General features: G+C 71.7%; 12 protein-coding genes and 1 pseudogene. 6 read left to right on the forward strand and 7 right to left on the reverse strand.

Annotated elements, in window-relative coordinates; all coding sequences use genetic code 11:
• Both EHS43_RS18395 and EHS43_RS18400 read left to right on the forward strand, forming a co-directional pair.
• The coding region (locus tag EHS43_RS18395) for a D-alanyl-D-alanine carboxypeptidase family protein (protein ID WP_148104057.1) at positions 1–1192 on the forward strand (1192 nt) is incomplete at its 5' end.
• Between the two features lie 155 nt (positions 1193–1347).
• Positions 1348–3198 carry an MFS transporter gene (locus tag EHS43_RS18400; protein WP_125191860.1) on the forward strand — a complete coding sequence of 617 codons (1851 nt, stop codon included), beginning with the start codon at positions 1348–1350 and terminating at the stop codon, positions 3196–3198.
• A gap of 59 nt (positions 3199–3257) precedes the next feature.
• On the opposite strand, the gene EHS43_RS18405 is transcribed toward EHS43_RS18400, so the two are convergent.
• Positions 3258–4085, reverse strand: a complete 828-nt coding sequence (locus EHS43_RS18405) for a hypothetical protein (protein ID WP_125191861.1) — start codon at positions 4083–4085, stop codon at positions 3258–3260.
• 78 nt (positions 4086–4163) lie between these two features.
• On the opposite strand from EHS43_RS18405, the gene EHS43_RS18410 reads away from it, so the two are divergent.
• Together EHS43_RS18410 and EHS43_RS18415 are read left to right on the forward strand one after the other, a co-directional pair.
• Positions 4164–4952 carry an SDR family oxidoreductase gene (locus EHS43_RS18410; protein ID WP_125191862.1) on the forward strand — a complete coding sequence of 263 codons (789 nt, stop codon included), beginning with the start codon at positions 4164–4166 and terminating at the stop codon, positions 4950–4952.
• A gap of 126 nt (positions 4953–5078) precedes the next feature.
• Positions 5079–6671: a sodium:solute symporter family protein gene (locus EHS43_RS18415; protein WP_125191863.1), complete on the forward strand. Its 1593-nt coding sequence runs from the start codon at positions 5079–5081 to the stop codon at positions 6669–6671.
• A gap of 7 nt (positions 6672–6678) precedes the next feature.
• Here the strand turns inward: EHS43_RS18415 and EHS43_RS18420 are convergent, their stop codons facing one another.
• Together EHS43_RS18420 and EHS43_RS18425 are read right to left on the reverse strand one after the other, a co-directional pair.
• Positions 6679–7797, reverse strand: a complete 1119-nt coding sequence (locus EHS43_RS18420) for an ADP-ribosylglycohydrolase family protein (protein ID WP_125191864.1) — start codon at positions 7795–7797, stop codon at positions 6679–6681.
• 164 nt (positions 7798–7961) lie between these two features.
• Positions 7962–8757: pseudogene (locus EHS43_RS18425) on the reverse strand (NAD(P)H-binding protein).
• Between the two features lie 109 nt (positions 8758–8866).
• Here EHS43_RS18425 and EHS43_RS18430 point away from each other — a divergent pair.
• On the forward strand, positions 8867–9250 hold the full coding sequence (locus tag EHS43_RS18430; protein WP_260470596.1) for a helix-turn-helix domain-containing protein: 384 nt from the start codon (positions 8867–8869) through the stop codon (positions 9248–9250).
• Between the two features lie 73 nt (positions 9251–9323).
• Here the strand turns inward: EHS43_RS18430 and EHS43_RS48790 are convergent, their stop codons facing one another.
• Positions 9324–11819 carry a tetratricopeptide repeat protein gene (locus EHS43_RS48790; RefSeq protein WP_312023426.1) on the reverse strand — a complete coding sequence of 832 codons (2496 nt, stop codon included), beginning with the start codon at positions 11817–11819 and terminating at the stop codon, positions 9324–9326.
• Positions 11820–11879: 60 nt separating this feature from the next.
• On the opposite strand from EHS43_RS48790, the gene EHS43_RS18440 reads away from it, so the two are divergent.
• On the forward strand, positions 11880–12386 hold the full coding sequence (locus EHS43_RS18440; protein WP_125191867.1) for a DUF2165 domain-containing protein: 507 nt from the start codon (positions 11880–11882) through the stop codon (positions 12384–12386).
• On the opposite strand, the gene EHS43_RS18445 is transcribed toward EHS43_RS18440, so the two are convergent.
• From EHS43_RS18445 to EHS43_RS18455, 3 genes are all read right to left on the reverse strand, one after another.
• Positions 12379–12939 carry a hypothetical protein gene (locus EHS43_RS18445; RefSeq protein WP_125191868.1) on the reverse strand — a complete coding sequence of 187 codons (561 nt, stop codon included), beginning with the start codon at positions 12937–12939 and terminating at the stop codon, positions 12379–12381. The two genes, EHS43_RS18440 and EHS43_RS18445, sit on opposite strands and share 8 nt — an antisense overlap.
• Positions 12940–13018: 79 nt before the next feature.
• Positions 13019–15631 carry a bifunctional FO biosynthesis protein CofGH gene (locus EHS43_RS18450; protein ID WP_125191869.1) on the reverse strand — a complete coding sequence of 871 codons (2613 nt, stop codon included), beginning with the start codon at positions 15629–15631 and terminating at the stop codon, positions 13019–13021.
• Positions 15632–15689: 58 nt separating this feature from the next.
• Positions 15690–16532 carry an LLM class F420-dependent oxidoreductase gene (locus EHS43_RS18455; protein WP_125191870.1) on the reverse strand — a complete coding sequence of 281 codons (843 nt, stop codon included), beginning with the start codon at positions 16530–16532 and terminating at the stop codon, positions 15690–15692.
• Positions 16533–16550 lie beyond the last annotated feature (18 nt).

A 16550-nucleotide genomic window follows, 5' to 3' on the forward strand; every position in this document is an offset into this window, starting at 1 on the left:
GGTCAAGATCTGGACCCCGCTGCTCATCCTGCTGGTCGTCGTGTTTGCGATCGTGCAGTCTCTGCGCCCGCTCCCGGAGCCCACGCTCAGCCTCACCGCCGAGGACTCCTACACCTTCGACGGCAGCGAGGCCGCCCTCCCGTGGCCCACCCAGGGCCAGGGCTGGCTGGACGTCAACGGCATCGGCACGATGGGCGACTTCGGCAAGCAGACCCCCGTCGCGATCGGCTCCGTGGCCAAGGCCATGACCGCCTACATCGTGCTGAAGGACCACCCCCTCAAGTCGGGCGAGGAGGGCGCGAAGATCACCGTCGACGCGCTCGCCGAGAAGGAGGGCGGCTACAACAAGGACGGCGAGTCCACCCTCAACACCGTCAAGGAGGGCGACGTCCTCACCCAGAAGCAGGCGATCGCGGCGATCATGATCCCCTCCGCCAACAACATCGCCCGGCTGCTCGCCCGCTGGGACGCCGGTTCCGAGGCGGCGTTCATCAAGAAGATGAACGCCACCGCAAAGGAACTCGGCATGAAGAACACGACGTACACCGACGCCTCGGGCCTGAAGGAGACCACCGTCTCCACCGCCGAGGACCAGGTGAAGCTCGGCAACGAGCTGGTGAAGATCCCGGCGCTGGTGGAGATCACGTCCATGGGACAGTGGATCGATCCGTCCGGACAGAAGTGGTACAACTACAACTATCTGGTCCCCTACACCGGCATCGGCATCAAGACCGGCACCACCACCGCGGCCGGCGGCAACCTCCTCTTCGCGGGCCGCAAGGAGGTCGGCGGGGAGACCGTCACCGTCGTCGGCGCGATCCTCGGCCAGCACAAGGCGCCGATCATCAAGACCGTCAACGACGTCAGCAAGGTCGCGCTGCTCGCCGCGGAGGACGCCCTGACCTCGGCGAAGATCCTCAAGAAGGGTGACGTCGTCGGGTACGTCGACGACGGCCTCGGCGGCCACACCCCCGTCGTGCTGACCAAGGACGTCACCGCCGTCGGCTGGGCCGGCTTCAAGGTGAAGCTGTCCTTCGCCGCCGACGACGTACCGCACACCGCGAAGGCCGGCACCAAGGTCGGCACCCTGACCGTCGGTGACGGCGAGGGCGGCGCGGTCAAGGTGCCGGTCACCCTCCAGAAGGATCTGGCCGAACCCGGTTTCACCTCCAAGCTGACCCGCGTCGGCTGATCCGGGGACGGGAAGGACGGCTCGCGCGGCCCGTCGTCCGGACCCCGCCCGGGGTTCCGGACGGCGGGCCGCGTGCTAGCGTCACGAACCGGGGCAGGTCGACGCTGGGGCGCGGCCGAGAAATGAAGACGGGACACCACGGGGAGTGCCTTCAGGTGGCCACTGCGGAGCCGACACGCGCCGACGACACCGACCCGGGCCCGGGTAACGGCCCGCGAATAGACGCGCCCGCGGACTCAGGCACCGGTGCCGGTGGAGGACCCCCGGGCGTCCCGGGCAGGACCCGGACCGCTCTGCTCGCACTGCGCGAGCGGCTGCTGCGGCACCCCGTCCTCTCCATGACCGCGCTCTCCGGCGTCCTCCACATCGCCTGGTTCTTCACGTTCGCGAACAGCGGTGGCGACCTCGCCGCGCAGGACGCGTGGGCCGAGTTCGTCGGCCGGCACCCGGACTCCGCCTACAACCTGGCCTGGTACGGCGGCATGCATCCGGTGTCGTACAGCGTCGTCTCGCCGTACCTGATGTCGGTGCTCGGCGTCCGTACGACGATGATGCTGGCCGGGACGGTCTCGGCCGGGCTGCTGACGCTGGTCCTCATCCGCAGCCGGGCGGTGCGGAACCCGCTGTGGGCCTCGCTGGCGGGCGTGTACGCCCTTCTGTGCAACGCGGCCTCGGGCCGGGTGACCTTCGGTCTCGGCACGGTGTTCGCGCTCGGCGCGGTCGCCGTCGTCTTCTGCTGGCCGTACCGCTGGCGCTACAAACGCTGGGCGAAGGCCGCCTGTGCGGCCCCGCTCGCCGCCCTCGCGACGATGGCCTCGCCGGTCGCCGGACTCTTCGTGGGTCTGGTCGCGGTCGCCCTCTTCCTGCAGAAGCGGCGTCCGGGCGCCTGGGCGCTGGGCCTCGCGCCCACGGCCGTGGTGGCCCTGTCCGCCTGGCTCTTCCCGTTCGCCGGCACCCAGCCGATGAAGATCGGCTCGGTGCTGCTGCCGCTCGCCTACGGTCTCCTGGTCTTCCTCCTGGTCCCGCGCGAGTGGACGACGGTCCGGATCACCGCCGGCGTGTACAGCCTCTCGGTGGTCCTGGTCTGGCTGGTCAGCTCCCAGATCGGCTCCAACATCTCGCGCCTGTCGATGCTGTTCGCGGGGGTGGCCCTGGCGGCCGCGCTGCCGTTCACGGTGCCGCGCTCGCGCAAGTGGTACGCCACCGTCGTCGCCTTCGTCGGCTTCACCGTCTGGATCGGCTTCAAGTCGGTGGACGACGTCGTCCACACGACCCCGACCGCGTCCTGGGCGCGCGAGCTGGCCCCCCTCGTCAACGAGCTCCAGGAGGTCGGCGCCGAGAAGGGCCGCGTCGAGGTCGTACCGGCCGCCTCCCACCGCGAGGCGTCCGCGCTCGCGCCGTACGTCAACCTCGCCCGGGGCTGGAACCGGCAGGCCGACATGGAGCGCAATCCGCTCTTCTACGACGACACCCTGAACTCCGCGAACTACCACGAGTGGCTCCAGCGCTGGGCCGTGCACTTCGTGGTCGTGCCCAAGGACGAGCCCGACGGGGACGGGGGCGAGCGGGAGCGGGAGCTGGTGCAGCGCGGGATGCCGTATCTGCGGCAGATCTGGGGCGACGCGAACTGGCAGTTGTTCCGGGTGACCGACCCGGCGCCGCTGGCCTCGCCGAACACGGTGGTCGACCGGGCCGCGCAGGGCGAGATGACCATGCGGGTGAAGAAGGCCGGGCGGATCCTGATCCGCATCCCGTACTCGCCGTGGCTGTCGATCATCGACGCGGAGGGCAAGAAGGTGAAGCCGCCGCAGGAGACGGAGGAGTCCAAGGAGCGGGATGCCTCGCCGAAGGTCTTCGAGAACGTCGACGGGTGTCTGATGGAGACGCCGGAGGACGCGGACGGGGACAAGTGGACGATGTTGCTGGCGCCGCGTGCGGGGACGTATCGGCTGGCGGCGCCCTATACGGTGCCGCGCGGGACGCCCTGTCCTGATGAGCTGAAGTAGTTCGTCGGCTGCGGGCCGGTGGGGGCCTTTCGCGCAGTTCCCCGCGCCCCTGATGGGGCTTACCGCAGCTGGTCCACGTAGGTGTCCGTGCCCGGAACCGTCGGGACGAACGGCGCCAGTAGCTCCACTCTGCCCATGGGCGGGTCTTCCACCCCGGTGAAGTGCTGCTCCCAGCACTCACGCGGATCACTCTCCAGGAACCACAGCAGGGTGAGCCGGGTGTCCACGCCCTCCACCTGCTTCACGTAGGTCATGCGGTCCCCTGGCAGCGGGGTCGGGCGGAACACGGTCACCATCGCCGCCGGTGAGCCCGCCAGGCGCTTCGGCAGGTGGCGGGAGATCAGCCACTCCAGCAACTCTCCACGCCGCTCCGGGGATTCCGCGTCGATCACCTCCAGCACCAGTCCGGCGTACGGGTGGTCGAGCGCGTGGAAGTCCCTGGGGCCCGCCGCTCCGTCCCGGTACACCGTCGCCTCGTGGTCCTGGAACGCCGTGAAGACGTGGGTGCGGTCGCGGTAGACGCGGGCGTCGCGGTTGAGGCGCTTGTTGATGGCGACCGTCCACCGCATGTGGTCGTCGTAGCGGCCCTCGGTGATCCAGTAGGTGGACAGGTAGCAGCCGGCCGTCACCGGCTGTGCCACCGCCGACTTCTCCGGGACGCGCAGGAGCTGGAGGTCCCGGGTGGCCACCCATCGGCGGCCGGCGAACATCCAGGGCATGGCCATCGCCCCTGCGTAGTAGTGATCATCCTCGTACCAACGGTTGTAGGCGTACTCATGGCCGGGGTGCGGTTCGACCATGGTGATCAGCGCGTGGCCGGGTCGGACTCCGTAGGGTCCTGTGGCGGCCAGTTCGGCGTACGTCTCGCTGCGGGTCTCTTCTGACATCGGACCTTCCCTCCTCCAGCGCTCGCCCATACTCTGACGCCCCGTCAGATAATGCGCCAGAGCAGGGAGGCCGCCGGTATGTCACTTCTCTCCGGGAAGACCGTCGTCGTGTCGGGAGTGGGCGCCGGGCTCGGGCGCCAGGTCGCGGCGGCCGTCGTGCGGGACGGCGGCAACGCCGTGCTGGGTGCGCGGACCGAGGCGAACCTCGCCAAGAGCGCCGCCGAGATCGATCCGGACGGGGCGCACACCGCCTACCGGCCGACGGACATCACCGACGAGCAACAGTGCGCGGCGCTCGCGGAGTTGGCGGTGGAGCGGTTCGGGCGGCTGGACGCGGTGGTGCAGGTGGCCGCGTGGGACAGCTACTTCGGCGGGCTTCAGGACGCGGACTTCGCGACCTGGCAGTCGGTCATCGACGTGAACCTGCTGGGGTCGCTGCGGATGACGCGGGCCTGTCTGCCGGGGCTGCGGGCGGCGGGCGGGGGCTCGGTGGTGTTCGTGGGGACGCAGTCGGCGGTGGCCGCTCCCTCGCAGGTGCGGCAGGCCGCGTACGCCGCCTCGAAGGGGGCGCTGACGAGCGCGATGTACTCGCTGGCGCGGGAGCTCGGGCCGGACCGGATCCGGGTCAACACCGTGCTGCCGGGCTGGATGTGGGGGCCGCCGGTGCAGGCGTACGTGCAGTTCACGGCGCACACGGAGAAGGTGCCGGAGGCGGAGGTGCTGAAGCGGCTGACCGACCGGATGGCACTGCCCGAGCTCGCGACCGACGGGGACGTGGCGGACGCGACGGTGTTCCTGGCCTCGGACCGGGCGCGGGCGATCACCGGACAGTCGTTGCTGGTCAACGCCGGGGAGCTGATGCGATGAGTTCACATAGGTGAACGCAGGCCATCACCTCGAATATTTTTACCTCCCTTTGACCTTACGCCAGCTTGTCGTGTCCACGCGGTGGCACCCACGATGAGCGCCGGGCTGATCCCTGGGAGGGCGCATATGAACGGTCTCGACTGGGCCGTACTCATCGGCTATTTCGGTGTGATGGTCGCGATCGGCGTCTGGTCGCACAAACGCGTCGACGACGTCAGCGACTTCTTCACCGCCGGCGGCAAGATGCCCTGGTGGCTGTCCGGTATCTCGCACCACATGTCGGGCTACAGCGCGGTGATGTTCACCGGGTACGCGGGCATCGCCTACACCTACGGCGTCACCTCCTTCGTCACCTGGTCCTTCCCCATCGCCCTCGGCATCGCGATCGGCTCGAAGCTGTTCGCGCCGCGCATCAACCGGCTGCGCTCACGGCTGCATGTGGCGTCCCCGCTCGAATACCTGAAGAACCGCTACGACCTGAAGACGCAGCAGGCGCTGGCCTGGTCGGGAATGCTGCTGAAGATCGTGGACGTCGGCGCCAAGTGGGCGGCGATCGCGACCCTGTTGTCCGTCTTCACCGGGATCTCCCTCAACCAGGGCATCCTCATCACCGGCGGCATCACGGCCGTCTACTGCACGATCGGCGGGCTGTGGGCCGACGCGCTCACGGAGCTCGGCCAGTTCGTCATCCAACTCCTCGCCGGTGTCGCGATGTTCGTCGCCGTCGTGCTCAAGCTCAACGACAAGGGCATCGGCTTCTTCGGCGCCTGGGACGAGCCGGAGCTCCAGGGCCACGGGGAGCCGCTGGTGGGGCCGTACGGAACGGTCTTCCTGCTCGCCTTCCTCTTCATCAAGCTGTTCGAGTACAACGGCGGCATGCTCAACCAGGCCCAGCGCTACATGGCCACGGCGAACGCGCACGAGGCCGAGCGCTCGGCACGGCTGTCGGCGATCCTGTGGCTGGTGTGGCCGGTCGTCCTGTTCTTCCCCATGTGGATGTCACCGCTGCTGGTCCAGTCGCAGAAGCCCGACGGCTCCGACTCCTACGGCCTGATGACCGAACAGCTGCTGCCGCACGGACTGTTGGGCCTGGTGATCGTCGGCTTCTTCTCGCACACCATGGCCATGTGCTCCTCCGACGCCAACGCGATCGCGGCCGTCTTCACCCGCGACTGCGCCCCCGTGGTGTGGCGCCGGGCGCGCAGTTGGAGCCAGGGGCAGGGCCTGCGGGTCGCCCGCATCGCGACGGTCGTCTTCCTCGGCCTGTCGATGGCGGCGGCCACCCAGGTCAACTCCCCCACGTTCAAGGACATCATCACCGTGGTCATCAAGTGGGTGGCCGGCCTCATGGGCCCGATGGCCATCCCGATGATGCTCGGCCTGCTCCGCCCCTTCCGCCGCTCCGGCCCGACCGCCGCGCTCACCAGCTGGTCGATGGGCCTGCTCGCCTTCTGGCTGGTCAACTACCCGATCAACTGGAACGTCGAGGGCGGGGTCCCGCTCCAGTACCAGGTCTCGATCCCGCTGGCCGTCTCCCTGGTCCTCTACATCCTCGTCGGCTTCATCAGGCCCGAGGACACCCCGGAGCGCCTCGCGATCATCGAGAGGATCAACACGGACGGGGACGGGGACGGAGCCGCGGCCGCCGCGATCCCGGCCCCGGCGGGCGGCGTGCAGGACGTGATCGGCACGGGGGTGAAGGACCAGCCGCGGTCCTAGGGCCCGCTCAGGCCCTCGGGTAGCGGACCAGCCACCCCGGGGAGGCGCCCGCGGGCCCGTGCAGCGCGGGGCCCTGGGTCATCTCCATCGCGAAGTCGTCGGCGAGTTCCAGCAGGGTGGGACGGCCCTCCAGCTCGGCCAGCCAGGCCGGCGGGAGGGCCGTCTCGCCGTGCAGGGCCCCCAGCAGGCCACCGGTGAGGGCGCCGGCCGCGGCGGAGGGGCCGTCGTGGTTCACGGCGAGGCACAGCCCCTGCCGTACGTCCTCCCCGACCAGCGCGCAGTACACGGCGGCGGACAGCAGCCCGTCCGCCGAGCCGTCGGCCGCGAGCTCCGCCACCCGGGCCGGGGTGGGCATCCCCTGCCGCACGGCCCCCAGCGCGTGCTGGAGCGCGTCCGACACGGGCTCGTGCCCGGGCCGCGCGGACAGCAGCGCGAGCGCCCGCTGCACGGCCCCGTCCAGGCTGTCGCCGAGGGCCAGCGCGTGCACGATCACGGCGTAAGCGCCCGCCGACAGATAGGCGACGGGGTGCCCGTGGGTCTGCGCGGCACACTCCACGGCCAGCTGTACGACGAGCTGCGGCTCCCATCCCACGAGCAGCCCGAAGGGCGCGGAACGGGCCGTGGCCTCGGGCCCGAGCTCGTCCGGGTTCTTGGGCGACTCCAGCGTCCCCATGGTGTCGTCGCCGAACCCGATGAGCAGGGACCGGGCCGGGTCGCGGCGGGCGTACAGCCACTCCTCCCGGGCCAGCCAGCCGTCGTCCTTGCGCCGCTCGTCCGGCCCCCAGTCCCGCTGGGTGGCGGCCCAGCGCAGGTACGCCCGGTGCAGGTCGGTCGGCGGATGCCAGGCACCGGTGTCCCGGCGCACCTGGGCGCGGATGAGCCCGTCCACGGTGAAGAGGCTGAGCTGGGTGAGGTGGGTGACGGCGCCGCGTCTGCCGTACCCGAAACCGAGGTCGACGAGCCCCTCGGCGCCGTACGCCTCCCGGATCTCGTCCAGCCCGAGCCCGTCGACCGGGGCGCCCAGCGCGTCACCGACGGCCACCCCGAGGAGCGTCCCGCGCACCCGGCTCCGGAAGTCCTGCTGCTCGGCCCGCCCCCAGACGACGGCCCCGGCTGTCGCACCCACCAAGACCTCCCGTGGCGACCGTCCGTATGTACGACGCTCAGCACTGTAATCGAAGGGGGGTGCGGGGTTCAGGGGCGTACGGGTATGCGAGGTGCGACCCGATTGCCCTGGAGGGCCGGTTCTCGGCCAGAATTCCGGGTGGAGTCGCGGCCCGAATCAGCGTGTCAGCGAAAGGCGGAGGCGTTGCGGGTCGCCCACTCTGCGTAGGAGCGCGGCGCGCGGCCGAGGACCCGCTCGACGTCCCGGCTGACGCCCCGCAGACCCGGTGACGGGTCGCCGAGCATGTCCAGGGTGGCGTCCGCGACCGGCTCCGGCATGAACCGGATCATCTCCGCCCTGGCCTGGTCGCGGCTCTGCTCGGCGAACCGCACCGGCTCACCCAGCGCGTGCCCGATCGCGGCGGCCTGCTGTCGGGGGGAGATCGGGGCGGGCCCGGTCAGCTCGTGGACCCACGGCGGCGACCGCGGCGATGTCGTCCGGGTCCACGGTCGGCAGCGCGACGTCCCCGAACGGTGCCGCCACCGTCCGCTCGGCGCGCACCGCACCGGCCCACCGGAGGGTGTTGGTGTGGAAGCCCGCGGGCCGCAGCATGGTCCACCCGAGCCCCGACCGGCGCACGGCGTCCTCCGCCGCGGGGGGATGGTCGCCGGTGCCGACGCCCTGTGAGGACAGCAGCACGACCCTCCGGACACCGGCGGACCGGGCGACTTCGAGGACCGCGCCGAGGTCGCCGCCCTGCGCCATGAAGTCGCCGGAGGTCAGGAGGAAGAGTGCCTCGGCCCCGTCGAGGGCGGGTTCGAGGGTCCGGGGCGCGGCCAGGTCGGCCCGGTGATGCCGCGGGCCCGCCGCGTCGTCCCGGGGGCCGCGCCGGGACACGGCGGTCACCCGCTCCCCCGCCGTGAGCAGCGCCCGTACGAGGGGCCGGCCGACGTTCCCCGTGGCACCGGTCACCGTGATCATGTCGTTCTCCGTTTCCGAGGCCCTGGACTGGTTCCTGTGGGCACACGGCGAAGCTACTATCGAAAAGTCAGTAGGTACCCAGAGGAAAGTAATGGCGAAAGGCCCGAGTGTGACCGAGACCACAAGGCGTGCCCCCGGCCCCGGCCTTCCCCCGGAGAACGCCTGCCCCATCGCCCCGGTGGTCGACATCGTCTTCAGCCGCTGGACCACACCGATCCTGTGGACCCTGCACACCTACGGCCGTCAGCGCTTCGTCGAACTCCAGCGCCGGATCGCCACGATCACCCCCAAGGTCCTCACCCAGCGCCTGCGCCAACTGGAACGCGACGGCCTGGTCCGGCGCACGTACCACGCGGAGGTCCCGCCCCGGGTCGAGTACGAGATCACCGAACTGGGCGGCAGCCTGGCCCCGCTGTTCGCGACGCTGGCGGAGTGGTCACCGAACCTGGAGAAGGTGGAAGCTGCCCGGCGGGCCTACGACGCCGAGGACTGAGGCGGCGGCCGGTCGGCGTGACGCCGGGGCACCGGTCCCCCGCGCGCCGCGTGCGGATCCACGACCGGACGCGTCATCCGGCCGCCTCCCGCACCCGGTCCCGCACCGCACGCGCACGCTCGTCGTCCGGGCTCAGCGCGCACGCGTGTTCCGCGTCGGCGAGGGCCAGGTCGTACGCGCCGAGGGCGAGGTGGGTCTCGGCTCGGCGGCACAGGGCCCAGATGTAGGCGGGGTCGAGGCGCAGGGCGCTGTCGAAGGCGGCGAGCGCCTCCTCGTGGCGGCCGAGGCCGGCCAGGGCGGCGCCCCGGCTCGCGTGGGCGGAGGCGTAGTCGGGGTCGAGGGCGAGCACGTGGTCGTAGTCGAGCAGGGCCTCGTCGACGCGGCCGGCGGTGCGGAGCGCGTCGCCGCGTTCGCAGCGGCCCCAGGGCCAGTCGGGCTGGAGCGCCACCGCCCTTTCCAGGTCGGCCAGTTGGCGGGCCGGGTCCCCGAGGCCACGCCATACGCGGGCGCGGCGGACCAGGGCCCAGGTGTAGTCGGGGTCGAGGTCCAGGGCACGGTCCAGGTCCGCCTGCGCGGCGTGGAGTCTGCCGCGCATCAGGTGGACGGCTCCTCGGGAGGCCCAGGCGAACGGGTGGGTGGGGTCCAGTTCGATCCCCCGGTCGAGGTCCCGGAGCGCTTGGTCGCCGTGGTTCAGCACCCGGTGGTACTCACCGCGCACCGAGTGGGCGGAGGCGCTGTCCGGCTCCAGGGCGAGGGCCCGGTCGAGATCGTCGACGGCCGCCTCGTAGTCGCGCAGTGAGCCTCGCACGTACGCCCGCCCCCGGTGGGCGCGCGCGAGGCCGGGGTCCAGGGCGACGGCCAGGTCGAACTCCCGCAGGGCCTCCTCCAGGGCGCCGATCCGCCGCAGCGCGCTGCCCCGTACCGCCCTGACGTGCGCCTGGGCCGGCGCGTCGAGGCCCGCCCGGGACAGCAGTCGGGCGAGCGCCGCGGGTACGCCGCCCTCGGCGAGCGCGCGGGACAGTTCGCTCCCCCACCGGGACACGGCCTCCGTGTCGCCGTCCCGGCCCGCGTCGAGCAGGACCCGCGTCCACCGGGCGGCGGTGGCGTCGTCCGTGTCGCAGGCGTCCACGAGGTCCCGCAGCACCTCGGGCAGTGCCTCACGGGGCTGGGCGCACACCAGGTGGTAGGACTCGGCGAGCCGCAGCTCCCGCCACTTCTCGTCCGGCCACAGCTCCCGCTCCTCGCGGCCCGCCGCGTACTCCGCCCGCCACGCGCCGAACTTCTCTGCCAGCCGGGCGTGTTGGTGGGCCCAGCCGCGCGGCGAGCGGGCCCGCTGCATCCGCAGCATCGCCTCGCGCACCAGGTCGTGGTAGCGGAGCCGGTCACCGCGGTCGACCACGAAGGGCAGGGCCCGCAGCCAGGCGAAGAGCGCGTCGGCCTGGTCGTCCGGGCAGTCCACGACCGCGCGGAACACGTCCATGTCCAGGTGCCGGGGCAGGGCGCAGGCCAGGGCCGCGGATCGCCGTACCGGATCCTGTTCCCACTTCAGGAAGCGCTCCACGGCCGTGGCGCTGGGGTCGCCGACGTCGTCGGGGTCGGCGGGGCGCTGCTCGGCGAGGGTGGAGACCAGGACGGGCAGGCCGCCGGTGAGGCGCAGGACCTCCGCGACGACCGGCTCGGAGACGACCCCCTTGCCGGCCAGCAGTCCCCGGGCCTCCGCCTCCGTGAACGGCCCGAGCGGCAGGTCCGTCATGAAGTCGGCGAAGGCGCCCCAGCGGGCGGTGTCGAAGGGCCGTTGACCGGCCGTCACCGCGACGACCGTCGCGGGGAGGGTGCCGTGTCGGTCGCCGGTCATCATCTCGTGCAGCCAGCCGTCGAGGAACGGGCCGGTCCGCTCGTAGGTGTCGAAGAAGAGGACGATCCAGGGGGCCGTGGCCGCCGCCTCGGTGAGTTCCCTGAGCAGGACCGGGGTGAGCACGCGCTCCGGGTGCAGGACCAGCTGGACGTCCTCCTGGGTGCGCAGGCGAGCACTGAGCCCGGCCCGCAACCGGTCGGCGCCCTGAGCCAGTTGAGCCGCGTCCAGGGCGCCGGCGAAGGCTCCCACCCCCGGCACCATCCCGAGTCCGACCAGTCCCGCCCGGGCCACCGCCATGCTTCCGGCGGACGGACCCTCGGGCTCCGCCTCAAGGGTGGCGAGGGCGGCCGCCTCGGCCTCGTGCCTGCGTTCCCGGTGGGTGGCGAGGAGGCGTTCGAGTTCCTTGAAACGACAGCCCTGGGCGCCGAGTTGGCGACCGATCGCCGCCATCGCCTCCGGCAGGCTGTCGACGCTCTCGTCGACGTACGCCGTCAACGCGCCCTTCTCGCGAGCCACTTGCTCCAGCTCCCGGAGAAGAAAGGTCTTCCCGACACCGGCGTTGCCGTGCACATGAAAGAGGAACCGGTGCCGTTCGTCCTCGGGCGGGAGGTCGAAGTTCTCGCGGAACGCCGCTCGTTCGGCACCTCGGCCGACGAAGCCGGCCCGTCTGCGCCGGGCGATCAACTCCTGCATCGACAGCCGTCCCCTGTTCATGTCCGCCATTCTGGCCCACGTTCTGGATCACACCCTCGGCCACCGGGGAAGATGGCCCCCATGGCATCGACACCCCCACCCACCACACGAACCGCTCTCCACCTCTCCGCCGCTCTGCTCACCGCGAGCGTCGCGCTGTACATAGCGCTCGTCGCGTTCGGGAACATCACGGACTTCGGGACGAACCAGGCGTTCGTGCAGCATGTTCTCGCGATGGACACGACGTTCAAGGACGACGACCTGATGTGGAGAGCCGTCACCAGCAAGGGACTTCAGAACACGGCGTACGTGGCGATCATCGTCTGGGAGACGCTCGCGGCGCTCGTGCTGATCTACGGCACCTGGCTGTGGGCGCGCCGGGACGACCGGGCCGCCCGGCGGTTCTCCACCTACGGCCTGCTCATGCTCATGCTGCTGTTCGGCGCCGGGTTCATCGCGATCGGCGGCGAGTGGTTCTCCATGTGGCAGTCGGACACCTGGAACGGGCTGGACGCGGCGCTGCGGGTGTTCGTGTTCAGCGGGATCGCCCTGCTGGTGGTCAACCTGCCGGACCGCAGCGCTAGTTGACGACGACGACCTTCGTCCCCGTCTCGCCGAACGTCCACAGCGCCGAGCCGTCCGCCGCCTTCATGCGGATGCCGCCGGTCTGCGCGCCGTTCGCGGGCGGGGGCGAGGAGCCGTCCACCGCGTTGGAGAAGGCGACGTTCACGCCGCCCACGGCGGTGAAGTACACGATGTGCTCGATCCGCACGCCGTCGGACCCGGTCGTCGGCTCGCCCCGGCGCAGCGAGACGGAGTAGGTGCCGGGGGCGGGCTCGACCGTCCCCGGCCAGACGGCGAAGGTCCGCCGGGCCGCCTCGCTCGCGTCGATGAGCCACACCCGCTTGTCGCCGAGCGAGTAGACGATCCGGCGGCCGGTCCCGGAGCCGTCCGGGACGGCGGTCGCGGACGGAGCCGGCTGCACGGACGCGCGGGGGGACGCCGACACGCTGGGCCGGGTGGTGACCACCGCGCTCGGCTTCGTTCCCTTGTCGGCCTGTACGGCCAGGGCGACGACGGCGGCTATCGCCCCCACGGTCAGACCCGTCACCCAGACCTTCGGGGCTGGCACGACACGCATCTCCTCGGCTCAGGATCCCCGTCGAACGGGGGTCGGATCATCGTACCGGCCCCCGTCCGGCACCCGTCCCCGCCGACGCTCAGTCCAGCACCGGCAGCAGCTCCGGCAGGTGCCCGTCGGAGGCCCGCGCCGCCTGCTGCCGCTCCTCGGGCACCTCCCCGTACAGCGTGGTGCGCGGACGGGCGGGACGGCCCGCCGCCTCCGCCACCGCGATCAGGTCCTTCACCGACTTGTACGAGCCGTACGACGACCCCGCCATCCGCGAGATCGTCTCCTCCATCAGCGTGCCGCCGAGGTCGTTCGCGCCGGAGCGCAGCATCTCGGCCGCACCCTCGGTGCCGAGCTTGACCCAGCTGGTCTGGATGTTCGGCACCCAGGGGTGGAGCAGCAGGCGGGCCATCGCCGTGACCGCCCTGTTGTCCCGCATCGAGGGGCCGGGGCGGGCGATGCCGGCCAGGTACACCGGGGCGTTGGTGTGGATGAAGGGGAGCGTCACGAACTCCGTGAAGCCGCCCGTGCGTTGCTGGATGCCCGCCAGCGTGCGCAGGTGGCCCAGCCAGTGGCGGGGCTGGTCGACATGGCCGTACATCATCGTCGAGGAGGAGCGGAGGCCGACCTCGTGCGCGGTCTCGATCACCTCGATCCAGGTCGCGGTCGGCAGCTTGCCCTTGGTCAGCACCCAGCGGACCTCGTCGTCGAGGATCTCGGCGGCCGTGCCGGGTATCGAGTCGAGCCCGGCCTCCTTGGCGGCGATCAGCCACTCGCGGATGGACAGGCCGGTGCGGGTCGCGCCGTTGACGACCTCCATCGGCGAGAAGGCGTGCACATGCATGCCGGGGACGCGCTCCTTGACCGCCTTCGCGATGTCGAAGTACGCCGTCCCGGGCAGGTCCGGATGGATCCCGCCCTGCATGCAGACCTCCACCGCGCCCACCTCCCAGGCCTGTTGGGCGCGGTCGGCGACCTGGTCGAGGGAGAGCGTGTAGGCGTCGGCGTCGGTGCGCCGCTGGGCGAAGGCGCAGAACCGGCAGCCGGTGTAGCAGACGTTGGTGAAGTTGATGTTCCGCGTGACGATGTAGGTGACGTCGTCGCCGACCACCGACCTGCGGACGTCGTCGGCGATCCGGGTCAGCGCGTCCAGGGCCGGTCCGTCGGCGTGCAGCAGCGCGAGGGCCTCGTCGTCGGTCAGCTTCGTGGGGTCGTCGGCGGCGGTCCGCAGCGCGTCCCGTACGTCCGTGTCGATGCGCTCCGGGACCATGCCGGGGGCGGCCGCCTCGCGCAGGGCGCCCCAGTCGCCGTAGACCTCGTCGAAGTCGTCGCGGCGGTCGGACGTACGGCCCTCGGTGTCGATCGTGGCGTGCAGGTCCGTGCGGCCGGACGGGACGAAGACCTCCTCGGGCTCCTGCCAGGGCAGCCCTCGCGGAAGGACGTCGGGGCGGGCCAGTCCGGTGGCCGGGTCGGCGAGGGCTGCCACGTGCGGGCGCAGCCTCGGGTCCAGCCAGGGCTCGCCGCGCTGGACGAACTCGGGGTACACGCACAGGCGTTCGCGCAGCTCGAAGCCTGCGGCGCGGGACCGCTCGGTGAGCTCCTCGATCTGCGGCCAGGGGCGTTCGGGGTTGACGTGGTCGATGGTGAGCGGGCTGACCCCGCCCCAGTCGTCGATCCCGGCTCCGATCAGGCGCTCGTACTCGCTGTCGACGAGGTTCGGCGGGGCCTGGATGTTGGCGGCCGGGCCCATGATGAGACGGGCGACGGCCACGGCGGCGACCAGTTCGTCCAGCTCCGCGTCGGGCATGCCGCGCATCGCGGTGTCCGGCTTGGCGCGGAAGTTCTGGATGATCAGTTCCTGCACGCTGTGGTACGACCGCGCGACGCGCCGGAGCGCGAACAGGGAGTCGGCGCGCTCCTCGTACGTCTCCCCGATGCCGATGAGGATGCCGGAGGTGAAGGGGACGGAGGAGCGGCCGGCGTCCTCCAGCACCCGCAGCCGTACGGCGGGTTCCTTGTCCGGGGAGCCGTGGTGCGGGCCGCCGGGCTCGGACCACAGCCGGGTCGCGGTGGTCTCCAGCATCATGCCCATGGAGGGCGCCACCGGCTTCAGCCGCTGGAAGTCGGTCCAGGACAGCACGCCCGGGTTGAGGTGGGGCAGCAGGCCGGTCTCCTCCAGGATGCGGACGGAGATGGCCCGGACGTAGGCGATGGTGTCGTCGTAGCCGTGCGCGTCCAGCCACTCCCTGGCCTCCGGCCAGCGGTCCTCGGGCTTGTCGCCGAGGGTGATCAGGGCTTCCTTGCAGCCGAGCGCGGCGCCCTTGCGGGCCACGTCGAGGACCTCGTCGGGGGACATGAACATGCCGTGGCCGGCCCGGCGGAGCTTGCCGGGCACGGTCACGAAGGTGCAGTAGTGGCACTTGTCCCGGCACAGCCGGGTCAGCGGGATGAAGACGCTCTTCGAGTAGGTGATGACACCGGGGCGCCCGGCCTGTTCGAGTCCGGCGTCCCTGACCCGGGCGGCCGACGCGGCGAGGTCGGTGAGGGCCTCGCCGCGCGCCTGCAGCAGGACCGCGGCCTCGGCCACGTCCAGGGCGACGCCGTCCCGGGCCCGTTTGAGAGCGCGACGCATGGAGTTCTCGGTGGGGCCGGTTCCGCCGGGGCGGTCGGTGGGGCCGGTTCCGGAGGTCGCGGAAGTCGTCATCCTTCGAGCATACGAGCGGTGTGATCAGCGCGGTGCCGCCTCCCGGAGGTGGGTGACGTCACACGCCTGCGGTGCCGTCCTGGACATAGCGGGCATACTCGTCGAGCACCTTCAGCACCTCGCCCTCCCCCGCCGGGGGCAGCTGGAGCACGACCTCCTCGATGCCCAGCTCGGCGTAGTGGGCGAGCTTGCCGGGGGTGGGCAGGACGGCGTACGGGACGACCTGGAGGGCGCCCGGGTCGCGGCCCGCGTCGGCCCAGGCGGTGCGCAGCACGGGCAGCGTCTCGCCCAGGCCGCGCCCGCCGATCGGCAGCCACCCGTCGGCGTACGCGCAGATGTGGGAGAACAGCTTGGGCCCCGCGGCCCCGCCCACCAGGGTCCGCCTCTGCACGGGCTTGGGGAAGGCGTGGCTCGCCCGGACGCTCCCGAACTCCCCTTCGTAGGCGGTCGGTTCGTCCGCCCACAGGGCGTGCATGAGCGCCATCCGGTCCCGGACGAGCTCGCGCCGGGTGCGCCACTCGACGCCGTGGTCGGCGGCTTCCTCGACGTTCCACCCGAAGCCGAGCCCGAGCGTGAACCGCCCGCCGGAGAGGTGGTCGAGGGTGGCGATCTGCTTGGCGAGGTCGATCGGGTCGTGCTGGGCGACGAGCGTGATGCCGGTGCCGAGGCCGAGCCGCTCGGTGACGGCGGCGGCCTGGCCGAGCGCCACGAAGGGGTCGAGGGTACGGCCGTACTCGCGCGGCAGGTCACCGCCCGCGGGGTACGGGGTGACCCGCTCGACGGGGATGTGGGTGTGCTCGGGCAGATACATCCCGGCGAAGCCCCGCGCCTCCAGCTCACGGGCGAGCCGGGTCGGGGTGATGGTCTCGTCGGTGAGGAAGATCGTCACGGAAATACGCATGGTGCATCTGTACCGGGC

Origin of the sequence: Streptomyces sp. RP5T, from assembly GCF_003933965.1 — a bacterium.
In the GTDB taxonomy this organism is placed as follows: domain Bacteria; phylum Actinomycetota; class Actinomycetes; order Streptomycetales; family Streptomycetaceae; genus Streptomyces.